Annotated in this window: 10 protein-coding genes; 9 read left to right on the forward strand and 1 reads right to left on the reverse strand. The window is 60.9% G+C overall.

What is annotated here, in order from left to right; translation table 11 throughout:
- Positions 1-301 precede the first annotated feature (301 nt).
- The 9 genes from BLR20_RS26060 (at position 302) to BLR20_RS26105 (ending at position 13,272) form a co-directional block, all read left to right on the forward strand.
- Positions 302-1,456 carry a cysteine desulfurase family protein gene (locus BLR20_RS26060; RefSeq protein ID WP_032613450.1) on the forward strand — a complete coding sequence of 385 codons (1,155 nt, stop codon included), beginning with the start codon at positions 302-304 and terminating at the stop codon, positions 1,454-1,456.
- A gap of 1,200 nt (positions 1,457-2,656) precedes the next feature.
- Positions 2,657-3,481: an energy transducer TonB gene (locus BLR20_RS26070; RefSeq protein ID WP_074595110.1), complete on the forward strand. Its 825-nt coding sequence runs from the start codon at positions 2,657-2,659 to the stop codon at positions 3,479-3,481.
- Positions 3,482-3,555: 74 nt separating this feature from the next.
- A complete protein-coding gene (locus tag BLR20_RS26075; RefSeq protein WP_032613448.1) occupies positions 3,556-4,242 on the forward strand; it encodes a MotA/TolQ/ExbB proton channel family protein in 687 nt (228 codons plus the stop codon).
- The gene (locus BLR20_RS26080) at positions 4,242-4,643 is read left to right on the forward strand and encodes an ExbD/TolR family protein (RefSeq protein WP_054994313.1); all 402 of its coding nucleotides are present in this window, start codon (positions 4,242-4,244) and stop codon (positions 4,641-4,643) included. The genes BLR20_RS26075 and BLR20_RS26080 overlap by 1 nt, the downstream gene beginning before the upstream one ends.
- A 99-nt stretch (positions 4,644-4,742) precedes the next feature.
- The gene (locus BLR20_RS26085) at positions 4,743-7,568 is read left to right on the forward strand and encodes a TonB-dependent receptor (RefSeq protein WP_032613447.1); all 2,826 of its coding nucleotides are present in this window, start codon (positions 4,743-4,745) and stop codon (positions 7,566-7,568) included.
- A 144-nt stretch (positions 7,569-7,712) separates the two neighbouring features.
- Positions 7,713-9,596, forward strand: coding sequence for an extracellular solute-binding protein (locus BLR20_RS26090; protein ID WP_054994312.1), 1,884 nt, complete (start codon positions 7,713-7,715; stop codon positions 9,594-9,596).
- A 1-nt stretch (position 9,597) separates the two neighbouring features.
- Positions 9,598-10,665 (forward strand): microcin C ABC transporter permease YejB, encoded by a 1,068-nt coding sequence (locus tag BLR20_RS26095; protein WP_054994311.1) that lies wholly within the window; start codon positions 9,598-9,600, stop codon positions 10,663-10,665.
- Positions 10,665-11,687, forward strand: a complete 1,023-nt coding sequence (locus BLR20_RS26100) for an ABC transporter permease (protein WP_054994310.1) — start codon at positions 10,665-10,667, stop codon at positions 11,685-11,687. Before BLR20_RS26095 ends, BLR20_RS26100 begins: the two co-directional genes overlap by 1 nt.
- Before the next feature lies 1 nt (position 11,688).
- The gene (locus BLR20_RS26105; protein WP_054994309.1) at positions 11,689-13,272 is read left to right on the forward strand and encodes an ABC transporter ATP-binding protein; all 1,584 of its coding nucleotides are present in this window, start codon (positions 11,689-11,691) and stop codon (positions 13,270-13,272) included.
- Positions 13,273-13,281: 9 nt separating this feature from the next.
- On the opposite strand, the gene BLR20_RS26110 is transcribed toward BLR20_RS26105, so the two are convergent.
- The gene (locus tag BLR20_RS26110; protein ID WP_010427907.1) at positions 13,282-14,778 is read right to left on the reverse strand and encodes a methyl-accepting chemotaxis protein; all 1,497 of its coding nucleotides are present in this window, start codon (positions 14,776-14,778) and stop codon (positions 13,282-13,284) included.
- Positions 14,779-15,064 lie beyond the last annotated feature (286 nt).

The raw sequence follows: 15,064 nt of genomic DNA on the forward strand, positions 1-15,064 counted from the left end.
TGCTCCGCGTTGGCATGCCTTTCGTGACGCTCCGCGTCACCCAACGGTGCAGCACCTTGCATCCCCGGATTGGACGCGGAGCGCGCGGAACGATGGGTGTCTGGGTACGATTCGGCGCCTGAAGCAGCATCCTAGAATTTTTAATCGTAAAAAGCCAAGCAGAAGCGAATAATTTTTCGCATTGGCTGCCCATGCCCGTGCAAATATCAATAAATTTTCGCGTGCGGATCAGTAATCTTTCAAACAGTCGGGCTGGTAATGCCAGCCCTTGATTTTGACTCGATTACAAAGTGAATTGCCCATGACCACCTCTGCGCTCTATCTGGATTACGCCGCCACCACACCTGTCGACGAACAGGTCATCGAAGCCATGGTTGCCTGTATGGGGCGTGAAGGTCATTTCGGTAATCCGGCTTCCAGCGGGCATGGTTATGGGCAGGTGGCGCGGCAGGCCGTTGAACAGGCGCGCGCACAGGTGGCCGATGCAGTGGGCGCACCTGTCGACACCATCGTCTGGACCTCCGGCGCTACCGAGTCCAACAACCTGGCGATCAAGGGCATCGCCCATGATGTCAGCGCGCAACGCCGGCACATCATCACCAGCGTTCTGGAACACAAGGCCGTGCTCGACACCGTCAGCACGCTGGAGCGCCAGGGCTTTCCCGTCACCTGGCTGAAACCGGACGCTCAGGGCCTGATCCAGCCTCATGCCGTACAGGCTGCATTGCGCGAAGACACACTGCTGGTGTCGCTGATGCTGGTGAACAACGAGCTGGGTACGTTGACCGATATCGCCAGCATTGGCGCCTTGGTGCGCGAGCACGGTGCGCTGTTTCATGTGGACGCTGCGCAGGGCGTCGGCAAGGTGAAGGTCGATCTGGCGAGTCTGGCCGTCGACCTGATGTCGTTCTCGGCGCACAAGGCTTATGGCCCCAAGGGCATCGGTGCGCTGTACGTGGGCCCGCGTGCCCACTCGTTGCTGAAAGCGCAGATTCACGGCGGCGGACATGAAGGCGGCTTTCGTTCGGGCACATTGGCAACCCATCAGATCGTCGGCATGGGTACCGCCTTCGCGTTGGCGATCAGCCAGGCCGAAACTGAAAACCGTCGTATCGAAGGGCTGAGTCGTCACCTGCGCGAAGGCCTGCTGAGCCTGCCTGATGTGCAACTCAATGGCTGTCCGCAACAACGCATACCGCACACCCTGAACCTGTGCATCACCCGCAGTGGCTTCACCAGCTCGCAGTTGTCACACAGCCTGGCGTTGTCCTCGACGTCCGCGTGCAACTCGGCCAGCAATGCCCCCTCGCATGTGCTGCTTGCTCTGGGCATGGACTCCGCCAAGGCTCTGGCCAGCGTGCGCGTCAGCCTTGGCCGCTACACCACGCAGGCGGACGTCGAGCGCGCCATCGAGGTGTTCAGCAAGGCGCTCAGCGCACCTGCTGCGTTCTGGTAACTCACGACACCTACAGGCCGCCCGAATCACGGGCGGCCCTCTCCCGACGCACCCGCGCCAATCTGCCGAGTTGATACCCGCCGGGGTCAGTGACTGCGCCCTGCAGCCGCAAATACTCGTCTCCAGATGAAAATGTACCCCTCCAGATACAAAAAGACACAAATTGGCACAGTTCTTTCAGGTGGAACGGTCGTGCCATAAACCAATGGCGCACGCTGCATTCATGGGGTGCCTACACGCACCAAAGTGCAGTTAACGGACGTCAGAGCGTCCACAAACAGTGCAGGGTGGCAGACCACAAGTCTTGCTTCCCGCCAGGAAAGGAATCTAGCTGTGCCTTATCAGTCTTGCGTCAGACCGCCGTTACGCTGGCAATCCACACCTTGGGCAGCACCTGCACCAAGCGATGCCTGCGCGGCCGCTTCACCCTTGTCCCGATCTGCGCGTTGTTATTCGACAGCCCTGCACGTCTGGACTTAAGACATTTCGCCTGTGCCTTTGAGTGTTCTGATCATGAGTCAGGACCTGGCGCGACCGTGCGCGTAATAAGTACAGGGCGACTGTTTTTAATTAAAAGATAGTCGACCTATAAAGAGTGTCCGACACTTTGTTTTAAGTGGTTTCATTTTGCCACCATTCAGAAGTGGCATTTATTTCAACAGCGCTAACTGTCCACACAACCGCGGTACCAACACGGAGCATTGTTTTATGAGGCACTGATCAACTAGCGCACCAACGTGATCCTCGTGACACAGTATTGGTGCATCAAAGAAAGTGACTTGCAGGTCATGATTTTCGAACGCGTCTGCTAAAGCAGAGGGTTATTGTTTGCCTGTTTTTTTGTTCGAGGTGTTATTCATATCTGCCGTTTTTAAGTCAATGAAACGGGAAATCGATAAATAGTTATACGAATGCGACGCGCGCTCTGTATCAGCGGTTCCAGCCGAAGCGTTCTGGCACAGCGGTTGCAATGTAAGCTTTCAGGAACACCGCTGTACGTCCCCGTACATGACGATAAGAAAGCAAGGATCAGCAATGCCAGCGCCCTGATTAAAGACGTCTGTTAACCGTTTGAGTTCGCCGTGTGCGCACCCACCGCGTTGCCCTGCCTATCAACAGTGGGCAGGCCTTTATCAGTCGAACAATTACCCATTGTTCGAGCGGATTTTTATTGCCCTTTAACTACCCGAGGGAGCGTTAATGAAGGATGCGGTAATAATGAAAGCGGTCCCCTCTCCCTCGCCCGATGACACTTCGACGGCGTGGCAGGGTATTCCTTTCAGCGCCAATACGTCACGCCCGGGCGGCCTTAACAAGCCGCAAGTAATGGTGTTGATTGCTGCGTCGGTACTTATCCATGGTGTGATCTGGTGGTACATGCAAACGGCTCAGCCAGCGGTACCGGAAGTTGCACCACAAGTTCCGGAAATGACCATTGAACTGACCAGCCCGACACCGCCCGCACCGGAACCGCCGCCGCCCGAGCCACCACCTCCGCCGCCGCCTCCACCGCCTCCCCCCGAACCGGAACAACCGGTCGAGGACCCGGACGCGGTCGAACCGCCGCCCAAACCGGTGGAAAAGCCAAAGGTCGAGAAGCCCAAGCCGGTCAAGAAGGTCGAGCCGGTGAAAAAACCGACGCCGCCTGCGCCCAAGCCTGCCGCCGCACCCAGTCCGCCCGCGCCGCCAACACCTGCGCCCGCGTCACCGGCACCTGCTGCGCCACCGGCTCCGGTCAAGGAAAGCGCTGCGGTATCCGGGCTCGCCAGCCTTGGCAATCCACCGCCGGAATACCCTGGGCTGGCTTTGCGACGCAGTTGGGAAGGTCGCGTGATTCTGCGCATCAAGGTGCTGCCCAACGGCCGCGCGGGGGCTGTCGAGGTGACCAAATCCAGCGGCAAACCGGTACTGGACGAAGCGGCCGTGGAGGCTGTGCGCAACTGGAAGTTCATACCGGCCAAACGCGGTGACACGCCGATAGAAGGCTTCGCGACGCAGACCATCGACTTCAAGTTGCCGGAATGATCCGGCGCATGACAACCGACTATTCAATTATCAAAGCTGGTGAGGTTTAAACCATGAACGCATCGCTCTCTTCCATGATCGTCCCGGCTGTGCTCTGGGCACTGATTCTGTTTTCCGTATTGAGTTGGGCACTGTTGCTGATCAAGTCGGCGCAGTACGTCCGCCAGAAGTCGCAGAACAAGCAATTCACCAAAGCCTTCTGGAGCGCACCGGACCTGCTCACCGCTGCCGAGCACTCTGCGCAATACCCCGGCGCGCTGGCGCGCATCGCCAACAGCGGCTTCGAAGCCATGGCGGTCGATGAGTCGCCGCGCACCACGCAACAACTGGCGCACACCATCAACCGCTCGGATCGTCTGGAGCGCAACCTGCGCCAGCAGATACAAAAAGAGCGTCGCGCGCTGGAAAGTGGCCAGGCGATTCTCGCCAGTATCGGCAGCACCGCGCCCTTCATCGGTCTGTTCGGTACGGTCTGGGGGATCATGGAAGCGCTGCAAAGCATCGGCGTGACCGGCTCGGCCAGCCTCGAAGCGGTCGCAGGTCCCATCGGTCACGCGCTGGTCGCCACTGGCGTGGGTATCGCCGTCGCGGTGCCTGCGGTGCTGATCTACAACTTCTTCCTGCGCCGCCTCAAGCTCGCCGTGGCCGACATGGACGACTTCGCCCATGACTTCGACGCCCTCGCCCAGCGCAGCGCCTTTGCCGTCACGCGTCAGCCCATCGCCAGCAAGAATGGCCATGGCGTTCGGGAGGCCAGCTAATGTCTTTCTCCACTCAGGACAGTGATGAAGTACTCAGCGAAATGAATGTCACGCCGCTGGTCGACGTGATGCTCGTGCTGCTGGTGGTGTTCATCGTCACCACGCCGCTGATGACCAACGCGATCAAGGTCAACTTGCCCAAGACCGACGCAGTCGCCCCCGCCGAGAAGAAAAATCCGGTGGTGGTCAGCGTCGATCAGGACGGCAAGTTCTACCTCGCCAAATCGGAAATCGCCCCGGAACTGCTGGAGAAAAGCCTGCAGGACGAAAAGGCCAAGGACCCGGAAATCCGCGTCCAGCTGCAGGCCGACACCGCCGTGAATTATGGCCAGGTGGCCAAGGCCATGGCCTCCATCGAACGCTCCGGCATTACCAGGATATCCGTCATGACAGCGAAATGACGCTCGACTGACCGGGTGGCTTCGCCTCGCGGAGCCGTCTGACCCGACCCCCGTGAATGCGGTTGTCCGTGGGCTGAAAAGCCCATGGAGGGGAGCGGCTTGCTGGAAAACGAAGAAGTGGAACTCCCGCTCGGCACAACCGCGTCGGGAACAGAGGGCTCACAAGGCCATTTCAATAATGTCTGGATCAAGTCGGAACTAACCATGCTGATGAATCTTCCCGGTTGCACCCTCAAACCACTGGCCCTCGCGGTCCGGCGTCATCCACGTGCCCTGCTCTGCGCATTGGCCATGGGCATGAGCGGTGCCCAGGCGGCAGACGCCGTCGATGCGGACACCAGCGGCTCGGCTGTGTCCACCAGTGCAGCGGTTGTGCCTGCTACGACCCAGCTGCAACGTGTAGAAGTCACCGGTTCGGCGATCCGCCGGGTCGATGCCGAAACCGCCGTGCCGATTACCATCCTGCGCGCCGACGACCTGAAGAAGCAGGGCGTGACCACCACCCAGGAAATGGTCCAGCGCATCACCGGCAGCCAGTCGATCAACAACAGTGCAGGCTCGGTCGGAGCCGGAACAGGAGGCGCCTCCTTTGCCGACATGCGCGGCATCGGTGCGAACAAGACGCTGGTGCTGCTCAACGGCCGACGTCTGGCCAACAATGCGTTGTCCGGTGTAGGTACGCCCAACGGCAGCGCCATCGACCTGAACATGATCCCGTTCGCTGCCATCGACCGCGTCGAAGTACTGCGTGACGGTGCGTCGGCGCTGTACGGCACCGACGCCATCGGTGGCGTGATCAACTTCATCACCAAAAAATCTCTGACCGACGGCAGCCTGACCCTGGGCGGAGAGACGCCGACCGCCAGTGGCGGCGGTGCTACCAAGGACATGAGTGCCAGCTGGGGCTTCGGTGATCTGGAAGAAGACCGCTTTAACGTCATGGGCGTCTTCAACTACAACAAACAGCAAAATCTGGACGCCAATGACCGTTCGTTTGCCAAGGATTACGTACCGGGACGTGGTCTCAACCAGACCTCCGGTACGGCATACCCGGGCAATTATTTTCAGGGCGACAACTCCGCAAACCCGCTGGGCAGAAACTGCGGCGGCCCCAGCCTGATCGCCAGCAACGGCATCTGCCGCTTCAGTACCCGCGAATACATCGACCTGATCCCGCAAACCGAAAAGACCTCGTTTTTCGGCAGGGCCACCGGCAAGCTGGCCGACGATCATAACGTCAGCCTCGAATACTTCTGGGCCCGCAACAACAACCATACCGATATCGGGCCGGCGCCTCTCACCGGGCTGTCGCTGGACTCGTCGTCACCCTTCTATCCCGGTAACGGCATCACTCCGGCTCCCACCGATTTCACCCTCGACCCGACGCAACCCGTCAGCACCGCCTGGCGAGAAACCGCAGCAGGGCCGCGCGGATCGAGCGATCAAAACACCAGTCAGCGTTTTCTGCTGAATTTCGACGGTCTGGTGGGCGGCTGGGACTACAACGTTGGCGCGTCCTACAACCAGAACAAAGTGTTGTCATCACTCACCGATGGCTATATCAGCGATGCTGCAATGCTCAATGGCCTCGCCAACGGCACCCTCAATCCGTTTGGTCCGCAGACCGCTGCCGGTCAGGCACTGATTGACGCCAATCAATACCATGGCCAGTACTCCAGCGCTGTGGGCCGGGTCGCCGGACTTGATGCGCGCATAAGCCGGGAAATCGGTGACTGGTTCGGTGCAGGCCCTGCCGGCATTGCGCTAGGTGGCGAATACCGCAAAGAGAAAATGCATCAGGCGTACGAAGCTTACGTCAACGACGTCAGCAGTCTGGGCGCCGATGCCGCAGGCAGTGTCGAAGGTGACAGGAGCGTCAAGGCGGAATACGCCGAACTGAACGTCCCCGTGCTGGACAGCCTGGAGCTGACAGCCGCCGTTCGTCACGACAAATACAGCGACTTCGGCAGCACCACCAACCCGAAATACTCCTTCCGCTACCAGCCGTTCAAGCAACTGGTGGTCCGTGGTGCCTACAGCGAAGGCTTCCGCGCGCCGTCGCTTTATGAACTGTATGCCCCGCGCAGCACGACCTTTACCCAGGGCTATTACAACGACCCGGTTCTGTGTGCCGGAGGTGTCGTCCAGCCTGGGGGTAACGCCGGTCGTGATTGCCAGCAGCAGTTCCTCAACAATGGCGGAGGCAACACCGAGCTGGCCCCGGAAAAAGCCCGCAACATGACCCTGGGCTTCGTCTATCAGCCGGTCAGCAACCTGTCGATGGGTCTGGATTTCTGGTGGATTCACATTTCCAACCAGATCCAGGCGTTCCCCGAGTCGACCGTGTTCGATGACCCGAACACCTACGCCGACCGCTACGTGCGCGCTGCCGACGGTTCGATCGCCAACATCGTCACCGGTAACGCCAACCTGGGTATCGTCAAGACCAGCGGTGTCGACGTAACCCTCGACTATCGCTTCCCGAACACGCCTTACGGCCAGTTCGGTCTGGGCATGACCGGCACCTACGTCACCCGTTATGACTTCCAGAACATCATCGACGGCCCGTACACCGACAAGGTCGGCGACTTCCAGGGCGATGGCGTGATCTCGCGCTGGAAACACGTGCTGACCGGTACCTGGGCACTGGGCGATACCCGCGCCTCCATCACCAACCGCTTCACCAGCGGCTACAACGACTACGACCGCACCACCAATGCGCGGGTCGCGTCGTATGCGCTGTGGGACATGTCGGTGGGTCATACCTTCGACAAGGTGCTGGATATCGACGCTGGTGTGCGCAATATGTTCGACCGCAACCCGCCGTTCTCCAACCAGGCCTACAACTTCCAGTCCGGCTACGACCCTCGTTACGCAGACCCGCTGGGCCGCACTCTGTTCGCCCGCGCGACTTACCACTTCTGAGTGTGACGATGTGGCCCATACACGCTCCGTGGGCCACGTCAGATTGCGAGCTCGCCCCCTCCGGCCCAGGTTTCATCCGCCTTCCCCGGCCGGGGGCTTTTTCGCAGTGTTCCGTCATTCAGTGCGTACGAGGAAAGCCCCACCATGTCGCGTCTTAACCGTTTTCTGCGGCGCCTGCTTCTGGGTGTTGCGCTGTGCAGTGGCTGGCAGACAGTGCTGGCGACGCCGACCCACGCCTTGACCGTCTATGGCGAGGCCCCGAAATACCCGGCCGGCTTCCAGCACTTCGATTACGTCAACCCGAACGCCCCCAAGGGCGGTTCGCTGACCCGTTCGGCGGAAGAAATCGGCCAGTTCAATTACCTCAACCCTTACGTCGATCAGGGCATCAATGTGCGCGAGGTCGACAGCTGGGTGTATTCGCCATTGGCCTACCGCTCGCTGGACGAGCCGTACACGGTGTATGGCCTGATCGCGGAAAGGATGGAGATGGACCCCGACGGTCTGTGGATTCGTTTTTTTCTCAACCCCAAGGCGCGTTTCGAGGACGGCAAGCCCGTTACCGCCGAAGACGTGCGCTACACCTTCGAGCTGATGACCACCAAGGGCAGCTTCAGCTATCGACCGATGTTCGCCGACGTCAAGGCGGTTACCGTAGAGGGCCCGCTGCAGATTCGCTTCGACTTCAAGAACAACCTCAACCGCATGCTTGCGCTGGACATTGCCAGCCTGCACATCCTCCCTGAACACTGGTGGAAGACCCGTGACTTCGCCAACGGCGGCGGTTTCGAACCGCCGCTGGGCAACGGGCCGTACCGGGTCGCGAGGGTCGACGCCGGACGCAGCGTCACCTTCGAACGGGTCAAGGACTGGTGGGGCAAGGACCTGCCGGTCAGCCGTGGCCTGTACAACTTCGACACGCTCACCGTGAACTACTACGGCGACACCGAAATCGCCCGCCAGCTGCTGCAGGCCGGGACGTTCGACTACAACCGCGAGTTCTCCTCTTCCGGCTTCGTGGTCGGCTACAGCGGCCCGGCGATTGACGACGGGCGTTTGCAAAAGCGCATCCTCGCCCGGCAACGTCCGGTCGCCGCGCAGGGCTTTGTGTTCAACCTGGACAAACCCATGTTCAAGGACCGCCGCGTGCGCGAGGCGCTGTCGTTGCTGTGGGATTTCGACTGGATCAACCGCCGGGTCATGCGCAATTTCTACGTGCGCGAACAAAGCTACTTCCCGAAAAGCGACATGGCCGCCACCGAGCTGCCGACCCCGGCCGAGCTGAAGATTCTCGAACCCTTGCGCGGCAAGGTGCCGGACGAGGTGTTCAGCAAGGTCTATCAGCCACCGAAAACCGACGGCAGCGGCTACATCCGTGACAAGCAGTTGCAGGCCCTCAAGCTGCTGGCCGAAGCCGGCTGGCATCCGAAAGACAACCAGTTGGTCAATGCGGCGGGCGAGCCGATGGTGTTCAGTTTTCTCGACGGCCAAGGCGGTTTCGACCGGCTGATTCTGCCCTTCAAACGCACCCTGGCGCAGATCGGTATCACTCTGGATTTCCTGCGTATCGATTCGGCGCAGTACATCAACCGGCTCAACGCGCGGGACTACGACATGATCGTGGTCAGCCTGCCGAAAAACGGCAATCCGATCATTTCCCCCGGCCGTGAGCTGTACAACCTGTACGGCTCGCAGAGCGCCACCGAAGTGGGCAGCTCCAACGCCATGGTGCTGCGCAATCCTGCGGTGGACACGCTGATCGACGGTCTGGTCAGCGCCAATACGCGCAACGACATGGTGCTCTACGCGCGGGCACTGGATCGAGTCCTGCAGTGGGGTTACTACATGATCCCCAACTACTACTCCAAGGGCACGCCACTGGTGTTCGCCAACCGTTTCGGCATGCCGGATATGGCACCGATCTACGACGTGGGCCTGGAAACCTGGTGGCAGATCAGCCCGACGCCGCTGACCAATGCTCAAGCCGCCGCGCTGACCGGCAAACCTGCCGCTGCCAAGGAGTACTGAGATGCTGGCTTATGTGATTCGACGCCTGCTGCTGATCATTCCCACGCTGCTGGCCATTCTGATTGTTAACTTCCTGATCGTGCAGGCCGCCCCCGGTGGTCCGGTCGAGCAGGCCATCGCCCGCATTCAGGGCTTCAGCCCCAATGGTGTGGGCGGCGGTGGGGGTGAAGTGGCTGCCTCCGGCACCGCCAGCCGCAGCACACGCGGGCTGGACCCGGCGCTGATCGAGCAGATCAAGCAACACTACGGTTTCGACAAACCGATGCACGAACGGCTGTGGCTGATGCTCAAGAACTACGCGCAACTGGACTTCGGCACCAGCTTCTTCCGTGGTGCGCCGGTCACTGAACTGATTGCGCAAAAACTTCCGGTGTCACTGTCCCTCGGGCTCTGGGCGACGCTGATCACGTATCTGATTTCCATCCCGCTGGGCATTCGCAAGGCGGTGCGGCATGGCAGTGCGTTCGATGTCTGGAGCAGCACGCTGGTGATCATCGGTTACGCCACGCCCGCGTTTCTGTTCGCCATTCTGCTGATCGTGGTGTTCTCCGGAGGCAGTTACCTGAGCTGGTTTCCGGCGCAAGGGCTGTTCTCGGACAACTTCGACAGCCTGAGCACCTGGGGCAAGTTGAAGGACTACCTGTGGCACCTGGTGCTGCCGGTCAGTTCGCTGGTGATCGGCGGGTTCGCCACGCTGACCATCCTCACCAAGAACAGCTTTCTCAACGAGATCAGCCGCCAGTACGTGGTCACGGCGCGCGCCAAGGGCCTGACCGAGCACCGCGTGCTGTACGGCCATGTGTTTCGCAACGCCATGTTGCTGGTGATCGCCGGCATTCCACAGGCCCTGATCGAAGTGTTTTTCGCAGGCTCGCTGCTGATCGAAACCATCTTCGGCCTCGATGGTTTGGGGCGCATGAGTTATGAGGCAGCCGTCTCGCGCGACTACCCCATCGTGTTCGGCACGCTGTTTCTGTTCACGCTGTTCGGCCTGCTGATCAAACTGATCGGTGACCTGTGTTACACGCTGGTCGACCCACGCATCGACTTTTCCGCGAGGAGCGCCTGATGTTCGAGTTCTCTCCCCAGACCCGGCGCCGTTTCGACCTGTTCAAGGCCAACCGTCGCGGTTGGTGGTCGCTGTGGATCTTCATCGGTTTGATGCTGGTGTGCCTGTGCGGCGAACTGATCGCCAACGACAAGCCGCTGCTGATCCGCTACGACGGTCAGCTGTATTACCCGGTGTTGCACACCTACATGGAAACCGATTTCGGCGGCGAGCTGCCTTTCGAACCGGACTATTCCAGCGACTACGTGCGCAAGCTGATCGCGGCGAAAAACGGCTGGATGCTGTTCGCGCCGATACCGTTCAGCTACGACACCATCAACTACGACCTGGATGCGCCATCGCCCAGCCCGCCGGACCACATCAACTGGCTGGGCACTGACGAGCAGGCCCGTGATGTGCTGGCGCGGGTGCTGTTCGGCGCGCGGATTTCCATTCTGTTCGCGCTGCTGCTGACCGCGATCAGCACGGTGATCGGCGTATGTGCCGGGGCGATTCAGGGTTACTACGGCGGCATGACCGACCTGATCGGCCAGCGCATTCAGGAGATCTGGTCGGGGCTGCCGGTGCTGTACCTGCTGATCATTCTGTCCGGCTTTGTGTCGCCCAGTTTCTGGTGGCTGCTGGGGATCATGGCGCTGTTCTCCTGGCTGTCGCTGGTCGACGTGGTGCGTGCCGAGTTCCTGCGCGGACGCAACCTGGAGTACGTCAAAGCTGCCCGCGCGCTGGGCCTGACCGATGCCGCGCTGATGTGGCGGCACATCCTGCCCAACGCGATGACCAGCACCCTGACCTACCTGCCGTTCATCATCACCGGCGCCATCGCCACCCTCACTGCGCTGGATTTTCTCGGCTTCGGCATGCCGGCGGGCAGTGCATCGCTGGGCGAGCTGATCGGCGAGGCCAAGCGCAATCTGCAAGCGCCCTGGCTGGGGCTGACCGCGTTCGTGGTGCTGGCCCTGATTCTTTCTCTGCTGGTGTTCATCGGCGAAGCCTGCCGCGACGCGTTCGATCCTCGGAGCTGACATGCAAGACAACCTGATTGAAATTCGCGACCTGCGGGTCGCCTTCAACGGCCACGAAGTGGTGCATGGCGTCAGTCTCGACATCCGCCGTGGCGAGTGCCTGGCGCTGGTGGGTGAGTCCGGCTCGGGCAAATCGGTCACGGCGCATTCGATTCTGCGCTTGTTGCCGGCCAAAACCGTCAGCACCCAGGGCTCGATTTGTTATGACGGGCTGGATCTGGTCAGCGCCAGTGACAAGCAATTGCGCAGCCTGCGTGGCAACCGGGTGGCGATGATTTTTCAGGAGCCCATGAGCTCGCTGAACCCGCTGCACACGGTCGAAAAACAGATCGGCGAAATCCTCGTGACCCACAAGGGCCTCAAGGGCAAGGCCGCGCTGAGCCGCACCCTGGAGTTGCTGGAGCTGGTCGGTATCCGCGATCCGCTGTCACGTCTCAAGGCGTATCCGCATCAACTGTCGGGCGGGCAGCGGCAGCGCATCATGATTGCCATGGCGCTGGCCAACGAGCCGGATCTGCTGATCGCCGACGAGCCGACCACCGCGCTGGATGTGACCGTGCAGGTGAAGATTCTGGAGTTGCTCAAGTCCCTGCAACAGCGGCTGAACATGTCGCTGTTGCTGATCAGCCACGACCTCAATCTGGTGCGGCGCATTGCCCAGCGGGTCTGCGTGATGCGGGAGGGCGAGATCGTCGAGCAGGCTGATTGCCAGACACTGTTCGACAGCCCGCAGCACCCTTACAGCCGCCTGCTGATCAATGCCGAGCCGGATGGCGAACCGGTGCCGTCCACGCACAGCAACACACTGCTGTCGGTGCAGGACCTGAAGGTCTGGTTCCCGCTGGGCAAAGCCTGGTTCAAGCGTGAACCGCAATATGTGAAGGCGGTGGACGGGGTGAGTTTCGAGCTGCTCAAGGGCAAAACGCTGGGCATTGTCGGCGAGTCGGGTTCGGGCAAATCGACCCTGGGCCAGGCGATTTTGCGCCTGGTCGATTCAGAGGGCAGCATCCGCTTCGGTACCAAGGAACTGAGCCTGCACAGCCAGCACCTGATGCGCCCGTTGCGCCGTCAGCTGCAGGTGGTGTTTCAGGACCCGTTCGGCAGTCTCAGCCCGCGCATGACCGTGGAACAGATCATTGCCGAGGGCCTGGTGACGCACAACATCGGTACGCCGAAAGAGCGCGAACAGACGGTGATCCGCGTGTTGCAGGAAGTCGGCCTGGACCCGGCCACCCGGCATCGTTACCCGCACGAGTTTTCCGGCGGTCAGCGCCAGCGTATTTCCATCGCACGGGCGCTGGTGCTGGAACCGGATCTGATCCTGCTCGACGAACCGACCTCGGCGCTCGACCGGACCGTGCAGAAGCAGATCGTCGCCCTGCTGCGCGCCCTGCAAATCCGTCATGGCCTGACGTACCTGTTCATCAGTCACGACCTGGCGGTGGTTCACGCGCTGGCCCATGACCTGATCGTCATCAAGGACGGCAAGGTGGTCGAGCAGGGCCCGTCGCGCGAGATCTTCGCCGCACCGCAGCAGGCCTACACTCAGGAACTGCTGCGCTCGTCGGGGCTGGTGTTTGCCTGAACGCGAAAACTACGCGTGAAAGCTCTGGCCCAGCGCTTCCAGGCGTATGGCCAGCGGTGACAGGCTCTGGCTGCTGGTCGCCAGCACACCGATATTGGCGGCGGTGTGTTCGGCGATGGTCTGCACCGAGCGCAACTGATCGGCAATTTCCCGGCTGACGGCGGACTGCTGTTCGGTGGTCGTGGCGATCAGACCGTTGAGCTGGGTGATATGGCCGATGCCTTCGCCGACTGCGCGCAAGGATTCCGAGGCTCGCTGGCTGTCCTCGACACAACGCCCGACGCCCTGCAGGCTGTCGTTCATGGCCGTAGCGGCCTGACGACTGCCTCTTTGCAGGTCTTCGATGATGGTCTGGATTTCCTTGGTCGACGACGCTGTGCGCTGGGCCAGGTTGCGCACTTCATCGGCCACCACCGCAAAGCCTCGGCCCTGCTCACCGGCGCGGGCGGCTTCGATCGCGGCGTTGAGGGCCAGCAGGTTGGTCTGCTCGGCAATACTGCCGATCACGTCCAGCACCTTGCCGATCTGTTCTGACTGATTGGCCAGGGCCTGCACGGTTTCATCGGTGGTCGTGATGCGTGCGGCAAGCTGGGTGATTTCGCTCTGCGCACGGTCGACGCTGTCGCGCCCGTGAGCGACCTGATCGCTGGCGTCACCGGCCCGCTGTACGGCTTGCGCGACGTGGCTGGAGATATCGTTCATGGCATCACCCATGCGCTGCATCGCGCCGGTCATGCGAGCGATTTCACTGAGCTGATGCTGCGCACCGGTTTCCAGCGTACTGCTGGCCTTGGCGAGGTCATGACCCAGTTCGCCAAGCCCGCGAGTGTCACGCACCACGCCGTCGACCAGGCCGGTGATCTGTGCCAGAAACTGCTCGAAACGCTGCGCCAGTGGCACGCGTTTGGCCGAACGCTCACTGGTCTGGCTATCCGGGGAGAACTTGTTGGTGGTGGCCAGCATGCGATCGAGCATGTCCTGATTCTCGACCGCCTCGGCCTGATTCTGCACGGCCAGGTAAACCAGAATCGCGCTTTCAACAACCACATACACCGCATGCACAAGCACCATGCTCCAGCCGAAGCCGTGGTGCATGACGTACACCGGGAAGCCGGAATGCTGCAAGGCATGGAAACCGATGTGGTGGAGGGCGATGGTGACGGCAGCGACCAGAATCGGCAGCCAGTCGCGGTAGAAGGTCAGCACCGCCAGCAATACAAAGATTCCGAAGTGTATCTCGACCTGCCCGTGGGTCTGATTGATGTGCAGCGCGGTCATGACCATCAGGCCGACGCCGAAACAGCAACGCATCAATCGGGTGCCGCCGATGGCCCGATACAGCCCGGTCAGCACCAGCGCGGTGCCACCACCGACGACGACTGCCTGGGTGAAGGTGTCGAACCAGAACGCCAACCCGAGCGCGTAGACGAACAACAGCCAGATCAGACCCAGCATGATCCGGTCGGCCTTGCGGTAATGGTCAAGGAAACGAGGGGCTACGGGCATCGAACACATCCTTTTGAAATCCATGGCGACAGGGAGCCTGCCGGTTTACAGATCTGCACGAGCAAAAGCCCGGCCAAAGTGCCGTGCGGATAGTAGCCCTATGCCAGAATTTCAGACATACATTCTTTGGCCCGGTATTCAGGCCTGCCAATGCAGAGCGGCGCAAACCTGTGACGCGGAGCGTCACGCACGGCATTCCCACGCTGGAGCGTGAGGAACGATAGGTGTTCGGGAGATCGCGGAACGGGTGAAGTGCGCGGTGTCCGGGCGAACACTATCGTGCCCA

The organism is Pseudomonas congelans, assembly GCF_900103225.1.
GTDB classification, from domain to species: domain Bacteria; phylum Pseudomonadota; class Gammaproteobacteria; order Pseudomonadales; family Pseudomonadaceae; genus Aquipseudomonas; species Aquipseudomonas congelans.